This is a genomic window from Pseudonocardia sp. (assembly GCF_029263155.1).
Taxonomy (GTDB): domain Bacteria; phylum Actinomycetota; class Actinomycetes; order Mycobacteriales; family Pseudonocardiaceae; genus Pseudonocardia.
Window position 1 is genome coordinate 1 of sequence record NZ_JAJCYB010000120.1, and the last position, 16217, is coordinate 16217.

The 16217-nt window shown below is 73.9% G+C and carries 15 protein-coding genes; 7 read left to right on the forward strand and 8 right to left on the reverse strand.

Translation table 11 applies throughout. The features are described from left to right. Nucleotides 1-61: 61 nt before the first annotated feature. The 4 genes from Q1K26_RS24995 to Q1K26_RS25010 all read right to left on the reverse strand — a co-directional run bounded on the left by Q1K26_RS24995 (nucleotide 62) and on the right by Q1K26_RS25010 (nucleotide 3482). On the reverse strand, nucleotides 62-1072 hold the full coding sequence (locus Q1K26_RS24995; RefSeq protein ID WP_300017956.1) for a 5'-3' exonuclease H3TH domain-containing protein: 1011 nt from the start codon (nucleotides 1070-1072) through the stop codon (nucleotides 62-64). 56 nt (nucleotides 1073-1128) lie between these two features. Then, complete coding sequence (locus Q1K26_RS25000; protein WP_300017959.1) at nucleotides 1129-2223, reverse strand: FUSC family protein; 1095 nt, start codon at nucleotides 2221-2223, stop codon at nucleotides 1129-1131. A gap of 3 nt (nucleotides 2224-2226) precedes the next feature. Beyond that, the gene (locus tag Q1K26_RS25005; protein WP_300017962.1) at nucleotides 2227-2640 is read right to left on the reverse strand and encodes a DUF3151 domain-containing protein; all 414 of its coding nucleotides are present in this window, start codon (nucleotides 2638-2640) and stop codon (nucleotides 2227-2229) included. A gap of 128 nt (nucleotides 2641-2768) precedes the next feature. Further along, nucleotides 2769-3482: a 2OG-Fe(II) oxygenase gene (locus tag Q1K26_RS25010; protein ID WP_300017965.1), complete on the reverse strand. Its 714-nt coding sequence runs from the start codon at nucleotides 3480-3482 to the stop codon at nucleotides 2769-2771. A gap of 62 nt (nucleotides 3483-3544) precedes the next feature. Here Q1K26_RS25010 and Q1K26_RS25015 point away from each other — a divergent pair, with 62 nt between their 5' ends. Then, a complete protein-coding gene (locus Q1K26_RS25015; RefSeq protein ID WP_300017968.1) occupies nucleotides 3545-4543 on the forward strand; it encodes a P1 family peptidase in 999 nt (332 codons plus the stop codon). A gap of 280 nt (nucleotides 4544-4823) precedes the next feature. Here the strand turns inward: Q1K26_RS25015 and Q1K26_RS25020 are convergent, their stop codons facing one another. The 3 genes from Q1K26_RS25020 to Q1K26_RS25030 form a co-directional block, all read right to left on the reverse strand. After that, nucleotides 4824-5105 (reverse strand): MoaD/ThiS family protein, encoded by a 282-nt coding sequence (locus Q1K26_RS25020; protein ID WP_300017971.1) that lies wholly within the window; start codon nucleotides 5103-5105, stop codon nucleotides 4824-4826. Between the two features lie 5 nt (nucleotides 5106-5110). After that, the gene (gene moaA, locus Q1K26_RS25025; protein WP_300018427.1) at nucleotides 5111-6142 is read right to left on the reverse strand and encodes a GTP 3',8-cyclase MoaA; all 1032 of its coding nucleotides are present in this window, start codon (nucleotides 6140-6142) and stop codon (nucleotides 5111-5113) included. 281 nt (nucleotides 6143-6423) lie between these two features. Next, entirely contained in the window at nucleotides 6424-7629 is a 1206-nt protein-coding gene (locus Q1K26_RS25030; protein ID WP_300017974.1) for an acyl-CoA dehydrogenase family protein, read from the reverse strand. A 370-nt stretch (nucleotides 7630-7999) separates the two neighbouring features. On the opposite strand from Q1K26_RS25030, the gene modA reads away from it, so the two are divergent. From modA to Q1K26_RS25055, 5 genes are all read left to right on the forward strand, one after another. Then, nucleotides 8000-8752, forward strand: a complete 753-nt coding sequence (gene modA / locus Q1K26_RS25035; protein ID WP_300017977.1) for a molybdate ABC transporter substrate-binding protein — start codon at nucleotides 8000-8002, stop codon at nucleotides 8750-8752. A 56-nt stretch (nucleotides 8753-8808) separates the two neighbouring features. Beyond that, a complete protein-coding gene (locus Q1K26_RS25040) occupies nucleotides 8809-9588 on the forward strand; it encodes an ABC transporter permease (protein ID WP_300018430.1) in 780 nt (259 codons plus the stop codon). Further along, nucleotides 9585-10703, forward strand: a complete 1119-nt coding sequence (locus Q1K26_RS25045) for an ATP-binding cassette domain-containing protein (RefSeq protein WP_300017980.1) — start codon at nucleotides 9585-9587, stop codon at nucleotides 10701-10703. Before Q1K26_RS25040 ends, Q1K26_RS25045 begins: the two co-directional genes overlap by 4 nt. A gap of 126 nt (nucleotides 10704-10829) precedes the next feature. Next, nucleotides 10830-12008, forward strand: a complete 1179-nt coding sequence (locus Q1K26_RS25050; RefSeq protein WP_300017983.1) for a S8 family peptidase — start codon at nucleotides 10830-10832, stop codon at nucleotides 12006-12008. Between the two features lie 41 nt (nucleotides 12009-12049). Continuing rightward, entirely contained in the window at nucleotides 12050-13024 is a 975-nt protein-coding gene (locus Q1K26_RS25055) for an NAD(P)-dependent oxidoreductase (RefSeq protein ID WP_300017986.1), read from the forward strand. A gap of 81 nt (nucleotides 13025-13105) precedes the next feature. Here the strand turns inward: Q1K26_RS25055 and serS are convergent, their stop codons facing one another. Continuing rightward, on the reverse strand, nucleotides 13106-14371 hold the full coding sequence (serS, locus tag Q1K26_RS25060) for a serine--tRNA ligase (RefSeq protein ID WP_300017988.1): 1266 nt from the start codon (nucleotides 14369-14371) through the stop codon (nucleotides 13106-13108). Nucleotides 14372-14497: 126 nt separating this feature from the next. On the opposite strand from serS, the gene Q1K26_RS25065 reads away from it, so the two are divergent. Next, nucleotides 14498-16156 carry an AMP-binding protein gene (locus Q1K26_RS25065; RefSeq protein WP_300017991.1) on the forward strand — a complete coding sequence of 553 codons (1659 nt, stop codon included), beginning with the start codon at nucleotides 14498-14500 and terminating at the stop codon, nucleotides 16154-16156. The last annotated feature ends 61 nt before the right edge of the window (nucleotides 16157-16217 follow it).

Here is a 16217-nt window from a genome sequence, read left to right on the forward strand (position 1 = left end):
GCGCAGCACCGAACCGGCGTGTCGCCGGGCGACATCGCCTCGGTGGGGCCAACTCCGAGTGCTACACCCGCACCACACCCGACCCCTGGTGGGGCCAGAACCGAGAAGAACGGTGGGGCCAGTTCAGAGTGCTACAGCCAAGCAACGCCCGCGGCGGCGGGGGCGGCGCGGTCTCGTCGTGGGCCAGCACGCGCAGTGCCGTCGCTGCGGTCCAGGGCAGGTCCAGCGCGACGAACGCGGCACGCACGGCGTCCACGGGGAGCGGGAGGTGCCCCGCGTCGAGGTCGATCTCCACGTCGTCACGCATGGCCATGACCTGACGGTTGCGCTCCCACGACGCCCGGGACCCGGCCAGCCGCGCGGCGCACGCCGGGCCGACCGCCGCGACGACCCGGGTGCCGCCCGCGTCCAGATCGGCGAAGGCCTCCTCGGCCCCGCCCAGAGCAGCGAGCAGGCGGGCCGCGGTGCGGGGCCCGAACCCGCGCACGCCGGGAAGGTTGTCCGACGGGTCGCCACGCAGCGCCGCGAAGTCGGGGTACTGCCCGGGGTGCACGCCCAGCAGCGTGACCAGGCGGTCTGGGGTGAGCAGCGGCGAGGCGTCGACCCCGCCGTTGATGATCCGCAGCACCCTGGTGTGGTCGTCGATCAGGCCGAACGCATCGCGGTCGGAGGTCATGACGACGGTCGTCGCACCGGCCGCGGGCGCCTGGCGGGCCACCGAGGCCAGCACGTCGTCGGCCTCCCACCCCGGTGGCACGACGACGGCGATCCCGAGCGCGCGCAGCACCTCGGCCGCGGCGTCGAGCTGCTCGACGAGCGTGCCGAGCTTCTCGGCGCGCTGGGCCTTGTACTGCGGCCAGCGCTCGCGGCGCACGCTGGCGTCCGGGTCGTCGAAGCCGACGACGATCGCGTCCGGCGCGAGGCGATCCGCCGCGGCGACCAGCTGCGAGAGCAGCCCGCGCACCGCCCACCGCGGACGCCCGTCGACCGACCGGAACCCGGTGCGCGCCTGGGAGTGGAAGCAGCGGTGCACGATCGAGTTGCCGTCGACGGCGAGGACGACACGGGACACGCCATGACTGTGCCCCATGCGGGGCGGCCGGTCACCCGCCCGTCGGTGCCCACTGGTCACCGTCCCGACGGATGGGTCCGCATCGCGCGGAGGGCCTCGTCGCGGGTCATGCCGGTGGCCTGCAGCAGGTCGAGCGCGATCGAGCGCAGCTGGGCCACCATCACCTGCTCCGACGGGCCGGGGGTCCACGCCTCCGACAGCACCACCGCGTGCCGAACGACGTCGAGCACCGGTTCGCGGGCCCGCTCCCGGTCGCCCTCGCTGCCCAGCTCCGCGGTGAGGGTGCCGACGGCCGCGGCGAGCTCGCCGAGCGCGTCGGCCAGCTCCGGAGCGGCCGGCTCGTCGTCGCAGAGGGCCTGGTAGGTGCGGCGGGCCAGCACGCGGGCGTTGCGCATCGCGTAGTCCGAGCGCTCCGCCAGCTCGCTGAACCGGCCCAGCTGACGACGCCTGCGACGGTAGATCGGGGCGACGGTGGTGACCTCGTGTCCGCCGCGCAGGGCGCTGCGCAGCTCGTCGATCAGTGGCTGGCTGGCCCGGGCCTGCTGCAGGGCGACCGCGGCGGCGGCCGGATCGCGGGTGCGCAGCGCGTCGGCGGTGCAGGCGAGCACCGCCGCCAGCTCGTCGAGCAACGCCCGGGCCCCACGCTGCACCGGGCGCACCGGGTCGGTCGGGATCAGCGCGGCCACCAGGACGCCGATGACGCCGCCGATCAGCGCGTCGACGCAGCGGTCGAGGCCGCCGACGTCACCGGGTGGGAGCAGCGTGGCGACCAGGACCGCCGACGACCCGGCCTGCGCCACCAGCAGCGTCGCCCCGTCGGTGAACACGGCGAGCGCCATCGCGAGCGCCACGACCAGCGTGATCTGCCAGGCGCCGCTGCCGATCTGGGAGATGAGCAGGTCGCCGACCAGCACGCCGAGGCTCACGCCCACGACCAGCTCGGCCACCCGGCGCAGCCGGCTCGTCAGCGACAGGCCCAGGGAGATGACCGCCGCGATCGGGGCGAAGAACGGGCGGGTGTGCCCCACGAGGTCGCTCGCGACGAACCACGCCAGCCCCGCGGCCACCGCGCACTGCAGGATCGGCAGCGCCGACACCGCGACGCGCCTGCCGCGTACCCGCAGCTGGGCGCGCAGGCGACGGCCACGCACCGGTCAGGCCAGTCCGAGCGCAGCGGGCGCGGCCGGGTCGGACTCCTCGAGGAAGGTGGCGGTGCGCTCGGCCTCGTCGGCCTCCCCGATCGCGACCGCCGCGCGGTGCAGTGCGGCGAGCGCGCGCAGGAAGCCGCGGTTGGGCTCGTGCGCCCACGGCACCGGGCCGAAGCCCTTCCAGCCGTTGCGGCGCAGCATGTCGAGGCTGCGGTGGTAGCCGGTACGGGCGTAGGCGTAGGCGGTGATCGTCTCGCCTGCGGCGAGGGCGTTCTCGGCGAGCTGCGCCCACGCGATCGCCGACGTCGGGTGGGCCGCGGCCACCTTCGCCGGGTCGGTGCCGCCGTCGAGCTCGGCCGCGGCCGGGTCGACGGGCAGGTAGGTGGGGTCGGGTCCGAGCAGGTTGCCGTGCAGGGTCATGGCCCCATCCTGCCCGCCCGCGTGGCGACCCGACCCGGCAGTCCACGCGGCCGCGCCGGTGCGCCCGCCCGACCCGTGGGACCGGGCAGGTGACCGGCGGTGCGGCCGGCCGGCCGGGCCGGAGGTTCTCAGCGGGCGTTGTGGAAGATGACGCCCAGCACGTACCGCTCGCCGCTGTGCACGGCGCTCACCCCGTGACGCAACTGCACCCGGCCGTAGCCACGGGCGCCCCGTCGCGGGCGGTGCCGCACCGGGAAGATCACCGCCTCCCCCTGGCGGGGTCGCCGCACGATGGGCCGGGACTGCCGGCGCGGGCGCTGTTCCACGAACACGCTCTCGCCGCCGGTGAAGTCCTCGTCCGGCCGGCTGAGCATCACCAGGAGCTGCAGCGGGAACGTGAGGTCGCCGTAGACGTCCTGGTGCAGGCAGTTGTAGCCGCCGGGGCCGTAGCGCAGCACGAGCGGGGTGGGCCGGTGCTGGCCGAGCGCGGCGCACTCGACCAGCAGCGCGTCGAGATCGGTGGGGAACCGGTCCTCGCCCAGGCGCGCCGCCCAGCGGTTCGCGACGGCCGCGATCGGTGGGTAGAGCTCGGCACGCAGCTGCTGCACCAGCGGCGGCAGGGGGTCGGCGAAGTAGCGGTAGCTGCCTTCCCCGAACCCGTGGCGGGCCATGTGGACCGTGCTGCGGAAGCGGGCGTCGTCACCGAACATCGCGGACACCTCGGCGCACTGCTGTGCACTGAGCAGCGGCGGGGTCGTCGCCACGCCGTCGGTGTCGAGGCGGCACTCGAGCGCGGACCAGTCGAGGGCCGCCGTGGACGGGGAGCGCGCAGGCTCGTTCATGTGACCACCCTCTCGCCGCGCGGGGGCTGGGTCCGGCGGATATCGGCCACCAGGATGGGTCGATGGAACCCGGCACGCACAACGCCCTCACCGACGTGCCCGGCCTGCGGGTCGGGCACGCCGCGCTGGACCGGCCCGGTGCGCTGAGCGGCACCACCGTGGTGCTGGCCCCGCCCGGCGGCGCGGTCGCCGGCGTCGACGTGCGGGGCTCGGCGCCCGGCACCCGCGAGACCGACCTGCTCGATCCCGGTGCCACCGTCCAGCGCGTGCACGCGGTCGTGCTGACCGGTGGCAGCGCGTACGGGTTGGCCGCCGCCGGCGGGGTGGTCGCACGGCTGGAGGCGGCGGGCATCGGGTTCCCGGTGCCCGGTGGGGTGGTGCCGATCGTGCCGGGTGCGGTGCTGTTCGACCTGGGCCGCGGCGGTGACTTCTCGGCCCGCCCGGACGCCGACCTCGGGGCCGCCGCCCACGACGCCGCCACCGGCGGGCCGCTCGCGCAGGGCGCGGTCGGCGCCGGGACCGGTGCCGTCGTCGGTGGGCTCAAGGGTGGGGTCGGCACGGCGTCGTCGGTGCTCGACGGTGGAGCGGTGGTGGCGGCGCTCGTCGTCGCGAACGCGGTGGGGTCGGCGATCGACCCGGACACCGGCGTCCCGCTCGGGATGCGGATGGGGCTGCCGGGGGAGTTCGCGCCGATCACCGTCGGTGAGACGGCGCGGGCCGTGCTGCGGGCCGCCCCGCAGGCGCCGTCGCCGGGCACGGCGACGACACTCGTCGTGGTCGCCACCGACATCACGCTGGACAAGGCCGGCTGCGGGCGGCTCGCCACGATGGGCCACGACGGGCTCGCCCGTGCCGTCTCGCCGGTGCACACGATCATGGACGGCGACGTCGTGTTCGGACTGTCGACGGCCACGCGCCCGCCCCCGGAGCCGCCGGAGCTGTTCGCGCTGCAGGCCGCGGCGGCCGATGCCGTCTCCCGGGCCGTGGCGCACGCCGTCCTCGCGGCGGGGTCGGTCGGCGGGATCCGCAGCTACCAGGAGATCCTCGCCGGTCCGGGCTGACCGGACCCCGTACCGCAACCGCAACTGTGCGCGCCGAACGGCGTCCCGCGCGGCGCCGACAGCGCGCGGGACCCCGACCAGCGCGCAAACCTCTGCCCGCGCGCGAATCCCCTGCCCGCGCGCGAAACCGTGCCCGGCGCGCCAAACCCCGACCAGCGCGCGGAACCCCGGTCGGCATGCGAACCCGGCGAGCCCGCGACGCCCCGGCCTGCACGCGGGGCGCCGCAATGCGCGAGACGCCTGGCGCTGCGCGGAGTTCCCCGCACCGCGTGCGATGGACTCAGCCGCCGGCGAAGGGGGGCAGCACGTCGAGGGTGGCGTCCGGGCCGAGCGGGGTGGAGCGGTCGCGGACGGCCACCTCGTCGAGCAGGAAGCTGCAGCGGTCCAGCACGCGCGCGAACTCCGGGTCGTGCTGCTCGCGCAGCGCGGCGAGGGCTGCCTCGACCGTGGCGTCCGCGCGAAGCTGCACCTTCTCGGACTCCACGCCCGCAGCCGCGCGGGCGGCGGCGAAGTAGCGGACGGCGACGGTGATGGTCGTGGCAGGAGAGGTCACGGTGTCCATCCTCCCTAGCCCCCGATGGCGCTCATCGGGCGGTCCGGCTGCAGGAAGCCCGGGTCGTCGATGCCGTGGCCGGCCAGCTTGCCCCACATGGCGTTGCGCCAGGTGTCGGCGATCTCGGCGTCGGTGCAACCGCCGCGGATCATCGCGCGCAGGTCGGTCTCGGTGCGCGCGAACAGGCACGAGCGCACCTGCCCGTCGGCGGTGAGGCGGGTGCGGTCGCACGCCCCGCAGAACGGGCGGGTGACCGAGGCGATGACGCCGACCGCGGCCGGGCCGCCGTCGACGATCCAGCGCTCGGCCGGGGCGCCGCCGCGGTCGACCGAGTCCGGAGTGAGCGTGAACTCGGCCTGCAGCTTCTCCAGGATCTCACCAGCGGTGATCATCTCGGTGCGCTCCCAGCCGTGCTGGGCGTCGAGCGGCATCTGCTCGATGAAGCGCAGCTCGTAGCCGTTCTCGACCGCGAAGCGCAGCAGCTCGCAGGCCTCGTCGTCGTTGACGCCGCGCAGCAGCACCGTGTTGATCTTGACGGGGCCGAGGCCCGCGGCGCGGGCCGCGGCGAGGCCGTCCAGCACGTCGGAGAGCCGGTCGCGGCGGGTGATCGTGGCGAACCGGTCGGGCCGCAGTGTGTCCATCGAGACGTTGAGCCGGTTGACCCCGGCGGCGGCGAGCGACTCGGCCCGGCGGGCGAGGCCGATGCCGTTGGTCGTCAGGGAGATGTCGGGGCGCGGTTCGAGCGCGGCCGAGGCGGCGACGACGCCCTCCAGGCCCTTGCGCAGCATCGGCTCGCCGCCGGTGAAGCGCAGCTCGTGCACCCCGAGATCGCGCACGGCGACGGCGATGAGGCGGTTGAGCTCGTCGTCGGTGAGCTGCTCGTCGCGCGGCATCCAGTCCAGGCCCTCGGCGGGCATGCAGTAGGAACAGCGCAGGTTGCAGCGGTCGGTCAGCGAGATCCGCAGGTCCGTCGCCACGCGCCCGAAGGTGTCGATCAGGCGGGCGTCGTCGGGGCGGGCCGGGTCTCGGGTGGTGGCCCGCCGCACTGCGGGGAGGCCGAGCTCGGATGCCGTCACACCATGAGCGTAACCGCCCGGATCGGCCTTCAATCGCGCTGTCACCAGCACGAATACCGCTATCCGCAGACGCGGAGGCGATGGGCACATGCACCCGCACCTGCAAGTGCTGTTAGGCCATCCGGCTGCCCGAAAGGTGAGCCGAGTCGCCTCACGGCTGCCGCCTGGCGCGTCGCCTGCCGCCCGGCGCGGACACTCGCCCACTCGGCGATCGCCCACGCGCCCCGGCCGGGACAGTCCGCGCAGACGGCTCAGCCGTGGCGGCCCAGCTCCTGCCGGGCGACGGTGCGCAGGTGCACCTCGTCGGGCCCGTCCGCCAGACGCAGGGCACGGGCCCAGACGTAGAAGTAGGCCAGCGGCGTGTCGTCGCTCATGCCGGCGCCGCCGTGGATCTGGATGGCCCGGTCGATGACGTCGCAGGCGATCCGCGGGGTGATCACCTTGATCGCGGCGATCTCGGTGGCCGCGCCCTTCGCGCCGTAGCGGTCGATCAGCCACGCCGTCTTGTAGACCAGCAGCCGAGCCTGCTCCACCTCGATCCGGGACTGCGCGATCTGCTCACGCACGACGCCCTGCTCGGCCAGCGGCCTGCCGAACGCCACCCGGCTCTGCGCGCGCCGGACCATGAGGTCGATCGCGCGCTCGGCCATGCCGATCAGGCGCATGCAGTGGTGGATGCGCCCGGGCCCCAGGCGGGCCTGCGCGATCGCGAATCCGCCACCCTCCTCACCGAGCAGGTTCGACACGGGCACGCGGACGTCGTCGAAGCTCAGCTCGGAGTGACCGTGCTGGTCCTGGTAGCCGAACGTGGGCAGGTGCCGGGTGATCGTCAGGCCGGGGGTGTCGCGGGGCACCAGCACCATCGACTGCTGGCGGTGCGTGGCCGCCTCGGGATCGGTCTTGCCCATGACGATGAAGATCCTGCACCGCTCGTCGGCGGCGCCGGAGATCCACCACTTCCTCCCCGAGATGACGTACTCGTCGCCGTCCCGGCGGATGGTGGTCTGCACGTTGGTGGCGTCGGACGACGCGACGTCGGGCTCGGTCATCGCGAACCCGGAGCGGATCTGCCCGTCGAGCAGCGGCTGCAGCCACTCCGCCTGCTGCTCGGGCGTGCCGAACAGGTGCAGCGTCTCCATGTTGCCGGTGTCGGGCGCCTGGCAGTTGATGGCCTCCGGCGCCATCACCGGCGACCAGCCCGACACCTCCGCGACCGCTGCGTACTCCAGGTTCGACAGCCCCGAGAGGCTCGGCAGGAACAGGTTCCACAGCCCCCGCGCGCGGGCCTCGACCTTGAGCTCCTCGACGACGGGCGGCAGGTCCCACTCCTGCGGCGTGCCCCGGCGCTCGGCCCGGAACGCGTCGTAGGCGACCTCCGCGGGGAGGACCTTCTCGTCGAGGAAGGCGCGCATGCGCTTGGTGTAGTCGGCGGCCACGGCGCTGGGTTCGAAGTCCACGCCTGCATCACACCACGGGATCCCGACAGGGGCAGTACCCCGAGGTGGACAGGTCCGGTCACGGCCGCGCGCACCCGGCCGCCACCCGTCTCGCCCATCACACGACCGGCGTGCCCGCGCACGGCCCATGATCGGCGCGCGGGAACGGCGGAGCGCGCCCGGCACCCGCCCGAAGCCCGACAACCGCAATGCACGATCGACCGGCTGGCACTCACCGCACGTTCGGATATATTATCCTACCTGTGCCGCAGTTCCGGATCCTCTATGCTGTCCCCGCTCGATGCCAGGAACCGGCCCGAAGCAGCGCACCTCACCAACGCTGTGATCAAGTCGACCCACGTGATCGTGGAGCCCCGGAGGAACCATGTGGATGCGCGTACTGGCGGCCGGCGCTGTGGCCACCACGCTGCTGCTGGCCGGCTGCGGGGGCGGCACGGCGTCCCCGGAGGATCGCACGCTCACCGTGTCCGCCGCGGCGTCGCTCACCGACGTGTTCACGGAGCTGGAGGCGCGGTTCGAGGCGGCCGACCCGGGCGTCGACGTGGTGCTGAACTTCGCCGGGTCGTCGGACCTGTCGAGCCAGATCGTCAACGGCGCACCCGTCGACGTGTTCGCCTCGGCCGACGACTCCCGGATGACGGTGGTGACCGACGCCGGGCTGGCCGAGGGCGAGCCCCAGGTGTTCGTCACCAACCGGCTGCAGATCGCGGTGGCTCCGGGCAACCCCGAGGGCATCGACACGTTCGCCGACCTCACCGACCCGGAGATCACGCTCGTCGTGTGCGCCCCGCAGGTGCCCTGCGGGGCGGCCACCGAGTCCGTCGAGGCGGCCTCCGGGGTGACGCCGGCCCCGGTGAGCGAGGAGCCCGACGTGCGCTCCGTGCTGAGCAAGGTCACCTCCGGTGAGGCCGACGCCGGCCTGGTCTACGTGACCGACGTGATCTCCGCCGGCGACCAGGTGGACGGCGTCGACTTCCCCGAGTCCGACGCGGCGCTCAACGAGTACCCGATCGCGGCACTGGCGAACGCCCCGCAGCCCGAGCTGGCCGCGGCGTTCGTCGAGCTGGTGCTCAGCCCCGAGGGAGCCGCGGTCTTCGAGACCGCCGGCTTCGGCACCCCGTGACGGCCACGGCCCCGCGGCGGCGGGCCCGCGCCGACCGCCACGGCGTCGCCGTCGGCCTGCCCCGCTGGCTGTGGATCCCGGCGGGGGTGGGGTTCGCGCTGATCGCGCTGCCCGTCGTCGGCCTGATCGTGCGCGCGGACCTGGTCCGGCTGCCCGAGCTGGTCACCAGTGAGGCCGCGCTGTCCGCGCTGGAGCTGTCGCTGCGCACGGCGGCGACCTCGACGCTGCTGTGCCTGCTGTTCGGGGGGCCCCTGGCCGCGGTGCTGGCGCGCTCGGCGTTTCCGGGGTTGACGCTGGTCCGGCCGATCGTGCTGCTGCCGCTGGTGCTGCCGCCCGTGGTCGGCGGCCTGGCCCTGCTCTACACGCTGGGCCGCACCGGATTCGCCGGGCAGGTGCTGGAGCTGTGGACCGGGTTCACCGTGCCGTTCACGACGGTCGCGGTGGTCCTCGCGCAGACGTTCGTGTCGATGCCCTTCCTCGTCGTGTCCCTGGAGGGGGCCCTGCGCACGGCGGGCGAGCGCTACGAGTCGGTGGCGGCCACGCTCGGGGCCTCGCCGAGCACGGTGTTCCGGCGGATCACGCTGCCGCTGGTGCTGCCGGGGCTGGGCTCGGGCCTGGTGCTCGCGTTCGCGAGGGCGCTGGGTGAGTTCGGCGCCACCATCGCGTTCGCGGGCAGCCTGCAGGGCACCACCCGGACGCTGCCGTTGCTGGTCTACCAGGAGCGCGAGGCCGACGTCGACGGGGCGATCGCGCTGTCGCTGGTGCTGGTGGTCGTGGCGGTGGTCGTCATCGCGGTGGCACGGCCACGGGCGGCGGAGGGGCTGGGGGCCCGGTGAGTGCCGGGACGGGACTGTCGGCCGAGCTCCGGCTGGAGCGCGCCGGGTTCACCCTCGACGCGACGCTGCGCGTGGAACCGGGTGAGGTGCTCGCGATCCTCGGGCCGAACGGCGCCGGGAAGTCCACGATCCTCGGCATCCTGTCCGGCCTGCTACGGCCCGAACGGGGCCGGGTCCAGCTCGGCGACCGCGTGCTCACCGACACCTCCGCGGGGGTCGCGGTGCCGACCTACCGGCGTCGCGTGGGGCTGCTGGCCCAGCAGGCGCTGCTGTTCCCGCACCTGAGCGCGGCGGCCAACGTCGCGTTCGGGCCGCGCTGTGCGGGCGTCGACCGCCGCGAGGCCGACCGGGTCGCGCACCACTGGCTCGGCGAGGTCGAGGTGGCCGAGCTCGCCGACCGCAGGCCGTCACAGCTCTCCGGCGGTCAGGCCCAGCGGGTGGCGTTGGCCAGGGCGCTGGCCTGCGAGCCCGACCTGCTGCTGCTCGACGAACCGCTCTCCGCGCTGGACGTCGACTCCGCCCCGGCGATGCGGGCGCTGCTGCGCCGCGTGGTGCGCGACGCGGGCCGGACGACCGTGCTCGTCACCCACCACGTGCTGGACGCGCTGGTGCTCGCCGACCGGGTGCTGGTCGTGACCGGCGGCTCCGTCGTGGAGGAGGGCGCCACCCGCGACGTCCTCACCCGCCCGCGCAGCGCGTTCGCCGCGCGGGTGGCCGGCCTCAACCTGGTGCCCGGCACGGCCACCGAGGGTGGAGTACGTACTGCCGACGGTCGGATCGTCTCCGGTCACAGCGAGGAGGCACTGGCGGAGGGCACCTCCGCGGTGGCGGTGTTCTCCCCGTCCGCGGTCGCGGTGTTCCCGGAGCCGCCCAAGGGCAGCCCGCGCACGACGGTCGAGGTGGTGCTGGAAGCGATGGAGCCGCGCGGCGACGTCGTGCGGCTGCGCGCAGCGTCGCCCCGGGGCGGTCCCGAGTGGGTGGCGGGGCTGGCCGCGGACGTTACCCCGGCCGCCGTCGCCGACCTCGCGCTGGTGCCCGGGTCACGGCTGTTCTTCGTCATCAAGTCGGTGGAGGTGACCGTGCACGGTGCAGGAGGCGGGCCGCTCACCGGGTGACCCTTCCGGGCGCCCTCGGCTTCGGGTGGATTGTCAACCCACCGTCACCCCATGGGTCACTGCTGTCACCCGAGCCCCGATCGTGTCACTGTCGGCGATCAGGCGGTGCACGTAGCGTCGCTGTCCGTGAGTCGCCTGTCGCTGCGCATCGCCCCGCTGGTGATCGCCCTGTTCTGCCTCACCGCCGTGGTCGGTCCCGCCGCCTCGGCCACCCAGCCCGATCCCGACGAGTTCGCAGCCGACTACGTGGTGCACGCCAGCACGGCGGCCGAGGCCCGGGCCGCGGCACGGGAGCTGGGGGTGTCACCCCGGCTGCTGTTCGAGCGCGCGTTCGCCGGGTTCGCCGCCCGCCTGTCCCGGGCCCAGGTGCTGGAGCTGGAGAAGCGACCCGGCGTCATCGGGGTGGAGCAGGACCGGCGCATCAGCCCCCTCGAACCCCGCGCGCAACCGCTGGACGAGTCCCTGACCGAGGGGGTGCAGGCCGACCCCCCGAACTGGGGACTCGACCGCATCGACCAGCGCGAGCTGCCGCTGTCGCGCAGCTACACGACCGAGGCCACCGGCGCCGGCGTCACCGTCTACGTGCTCGACACCGGCATCGACGTGACACACCCCCAGTTCGGTGGGCGCGCGGAGAGCGGAGTGAACACCATCGACGACATCGCCGGGGACTGCGACGGGCACGGCACGGTCGTCGCGGGGATCGCCGCGGCCCGCGACTTCGGGGTGGCGAAGGAGGCGCAGGTGCGGTCGGTCAAGGTGCTCGACTGCACCGGCGCGGGCACCCTGTCCTCGCTGCTCGCCGGCATCGACTGGGTGGCGCGCAACCAGACCAGGCCGTCGGTGGCCGTCATGTCGTGGAGCTACGGCCCGTCCGACGTGCTGATCGCCGCGGTGGGCGAGCTCGTCGGGCGCGGGATCTTCGTGGCGTCCTCGGCCGGCAACACCGGCGGCGACGACTGCGGCGTCGCCCCCCGCGCCTCCGACGGGGTGCTGGTGGTCGCCAACTCCACCATCGACGACCGGCGGGCGGAGTCCTCCAGCACCGGAGAGTGCGTGGACCTCTACGCCCCCGGCACCGGCATCGTCTCCAGCATCCCCGGCGGGGGGACGGCGTCCTACAGCGGCACCTCGATGGCCGCTCCGCACGCGGCGGGTGTCGCCGCGCTCTACAAGCAGGCCTTCGGCGACGCGGCCAGCAGCACCGTCGAGGAGTGGATCGTGGACAACGCCACCGAGGGCGTGGTCGACGGCGGCGGCACCGGCGGCACCCCCGACCTGCTGCTCAACACCGGCGGGCTCTAACCGCCTCGCCAGGAGGTGGTCGCCGCTGCTAGGCATGGCGCGTGCGGATTCTCGTGACGGGCAGCTCGGGTCATCTCGGCGAGGCGCTGGTGCGGGTCCTCGGGGCCGAGCACGACGTCGTGGGGCTCGACGTGCTCGCGTCCCCGCACACCTCGGTCGTCGGGTCGGTGGCCGATCGCGCCGTGGTCCGGCAGGCGGTGCAGGGCGTCGACGCCGTGCTGCACGCGGCCACGCTGCACAAACCGCACGTGGGGTCGCACGGGCGGCAGGCGTTCGTCGACACCAACGTCACCGGCACGCTGACGCTCCTGGAGGAGTCGGTGACCGCCGGCGTCGGCCGGTTCGTGTTCACCAGCACGACCAGCACGTTCGGCCGGGCCCTGGCCCCGGCACCGGGCGAGCCGGCCGCGTGGATCACCGAGGACGTGGTGCCGGTGCCGCGCAACGTCTACGGCGTGACCAAGACCGCGGCCGAGGACCTGTGCGAGCTGGTGCACCGCGACCACGGGCTGCCGGTGGTCGTGCTGCGCACCTCCCGGTTCTTCCCCGAGGGCGACGACCGCGACGACGCCCGGGCCGCCTACCCGGACGCCAACCTGAAGGTCAACGAGCTGCTGTACCGCCGCGTGGACCTCGCCGACGTCGTGGACGCGCACCGGGCCGCGCTCGACCGGGCACCCGCGATCGGGTTCGGGCGCTACGTCGTCAGTGCCACCACCCCCTTCACCCGCGACGACCTCGCCGACCTGCCCACCGAGGCCCCCGCCGTGGTGGAGCGCCTGTTCCCGGACGCGGCGCCGCTCTACGCCCGGCTGGGCTGGCGGATGTTCCCGGGGATCGAGCGGGTGTACGTCAACGCGCGGGCGCGGAGCGACCTGGGCTGGGCACCGCGCCACGACTTCCGCCGCGCGCTCGACGCGCTGGCCGCGGGCGAGGACCCGCGCAGCCCACTGGCCGTCGCGGTCGGGGCCAAGGGCTACCACGCGACCTCGACGGGGCCCTACACGGTGCGCTAGGCCCCCGGCCCGTCGAGCGAACGGCACCTTCACCCGAACCTGGTTGGGCGAGAGTGCCGTTCGCTCAGCCGGAGCCGGGGCTCAGCCGGGTTCCAGCACGTCGAAGCCGGTGTAGGGCACCAGCGCCGGGGGGACGCGGACCGAGCCGTCGGGCTGCTGGCCCTGCTCCAGGACGGCCACCAGCGTGCGGCCGATCGGGAGCCCCGAGCTGTTGAGCGTGGCGGCGAGACCGCGGGTGCCGTCCTTGGCCCTGGTGCGGATCCCGGCCCGGCGGGCCTGGAACACGCCGAAGTCCGACGCCGAGGCGATCTCGCGGAACGCCTGCTGGCCGGGCAGCCACACCTCGATGTCGTAGGTGAACTCCGCCGAGAACCCGATGTCGCCCGCGGCCAGCTTGACCACGCGGTAGGCGAGGTCGAGACCCTGCAGGCACGCCTCGGCGTGCCCGAGCAGGAGCTCCAGCTCCTCGCGCGAGCGCGCGGGGTCGACGATGCGCACCAGCTCGACCTTCGAGAACTCGTGCAGCCGCACCAGCCCGCGGGTGTCGCGGCCGTAGGAGCCGGCCTCCGAGCGGAAGCACGGGGTGTGCGCGGTGTAGGCGAGCGGGAGGTCCTCGAGCGAGAGGGTCTCCCGGGCATGCAGGTTCGTGAGCGGCACCTCGGCGGTGGGGATGAGGTAGAGGTCCCGCTCGCCCACCCCGGTCCGGAACAGGTCCTGCTCGAACTTCGGCAGCTGGCCGGTGCCGGTCATCGTGGTGGCGTTGACCAGCGTGGGCACGGAGAACTCGGTGTAGCCGTGCTGCTCGGCGAGGTCGAGGAAGTACCGCGCCAGCGCGCGCTCCAGCTTCGCCCCCCTGCCCCGCAGCACCGCGAAGCGCGGGCCGGCCAGCTTGGTCGCGCGCGGGAGGTCGAGGATGCCCAGCTTCTCGCCGAGGTCGACGTGATCGGTGGTGCCTGCGCACGCGCCGGGATCGCCCCAGGTGCGGATGAGCTCCGCGTCGGCGTCGGACGTGCCGTCGGGGAGGTCGTCGCTGGGCAGGTTCGGGATGCCGAGCAGCAACTCCTGCAGCCGCGCCTCCAGCGTGCGGTGCTCCTCCTCCGCCGCACTGATCACGCCCTTGAGCTCGCGCGCGCGCTCGACCAGGGCCGGACGCTCCTGCGGCGACGCACCCTTCACCGAGGTGGCGACGCGCTTGGACTCGCCGCGCGCGTCGTCACCGCGGCCGATGGCGGCGTTGCGGGCCACGAGCAGCGCCTCCAGGGAGGCGGTGTCCAGGGTGAAACCGCGCCGGGCGAGCTTGCGCGCGGCGTCGGTGGCGGGATCGAGCAGGACGCGGGGGTCGTGCATCCGCCGAGGGTATCGCCGCGGATCCAGCGGGTTCCCGGCGCGCCTCCCCATCCGGAGGTGGCGACGGAGCGTGACCCGTCGCAGGATGTGGGGTGAACCACACGCCGCAAGAAGGGCCATTCCCCCGTGACCGCTGCACCTGCCGTGCCCTCGTACGCCTCCGGGGTGTCCGACACCCCGCTGCTCGGCGACACCATCGGCGACAACTTCGACCGGACCGCACTCGCCCAGCCCGACGTCGAGGCACTCGTCGAGGTGCCCACCGGGCGGCGCTGGACCTACGGGCAGCTGCGCGAGGAGGTCGACGCCGTCGCGCTCGGGCTGCTCGCCGCCGGCCTGACCAAGGGTGACCGGCTGGGGATCTGGGCGCCGAACGTGGCCGAGTGGACGCTGATCCAGTACGCCACCGCGAAGATCGGTGTCGTGCTGGTCAACATCAACCCGGCGTACCGCACGCACGAGCTGGAGTTCGTGCTCAAGCAGGCCGGGATCTCGGTGCTCGTCGCGGCCACGGCGTTCAAGACCTCCGACTACGCCGCGATGATCACCGAGGTCCGGCCGAACTGCCCCGACCTGCGGCAGGTGGTGCTCATCGGCACCCCGGACTGGGACGCGCTGGTGGAGCCGGGCCGCGGCGGCGACCGGGCGAAGCTGGCGCGGTACCAGGCCGGGCTGAGCCCGGACGACCCCATCAACATCCAGTACACCTCGGGCACCACGGGCTTCCCCAAGGGCGCCACGCTGAGCCACCACAACATCCTCAACAACGGCTACAACGTCGGCAGGCTCTGCGACTACGGACCCGAGGACCGCGTCTGCATCCCGGTGCCCTTCTACCACTGCTTCGGCATGGTGATGGGCAACCTCGCCTGCACCTCCAACGGCTCCACGATGGTGATCCCCGGACCGGGCTTCGACCCGAAGGCCACGCTGCACGCCGTCGCCGCGGAGCGCTGCACGTCGCTCTACGGCGTGCCGACCATGTTCATCGCCGAGCTCAACGACCCCACGTTCGGCGACCACGACCTGTCCTCGCTGCGCACCGGGATCATGGCGGGCTCGCCCTGTCCGGTGGAGGTGATGAAGCAGGTCGTCGACCGGATGGGCATGTCCGAGGTGGCGATCGCCTACGGCATGACCGAGACCTCCCCGGTGTCCACCCAGACCCGCGCCGACGACTCGCTGGAGCGCCGCGTGTCCACGGTGGGCCGGGTCGGGCCACACCTGGAGGTCAAGGTCGTCGACCCCGACACGGGCCTGACCGTGCCCCGCGGCACGCCCGGGGAGCTGTGCACGCGCGGCTACTCGGTGATGCTCGGTTACTGGGACGAGCCGGAGAAGACCGCGGAGGCCATCGACGCCGCCCGCTGGATGCACACCGGCGACATCGGGATCATGGACGACGAGGGCTACCTCAACATCACCGGCCGGATCAAGGACATGGTCATCCGCGGCGGCGAGAACGTGTACCCGCGCGAGATCGAGGAGTTCCTCTACACCCACCCCGACATCCTCGACGCCCAGGTCATCGGCGTCCCCGACGTCCGGTACGGGGAGGAGCTGTGCGCGTGGGTCACCCTGCGCGAGGGCGCCCCCGAGCTGACCGCGGAGGCGGTGCGCGAGTTCGCGACCGGCAAGCTGGCGCACTACAAGATCCCCCGCTACGTCCTGGTGGTCTCGGAGTTCCCGATGACGGTGACCGGCAAGGTCCGCAAGGTGGAGATGCGCGAGAAGAGCGTGGAGATGCTGGACCTGGGCGACGCGGCGGCGGTGCGCAACGCCTGAGCGCCGCGGCCGCCGCCGGGTGCCGACCGGTGCCGGTCGGGTGATCGGCGTCCGGGAACAC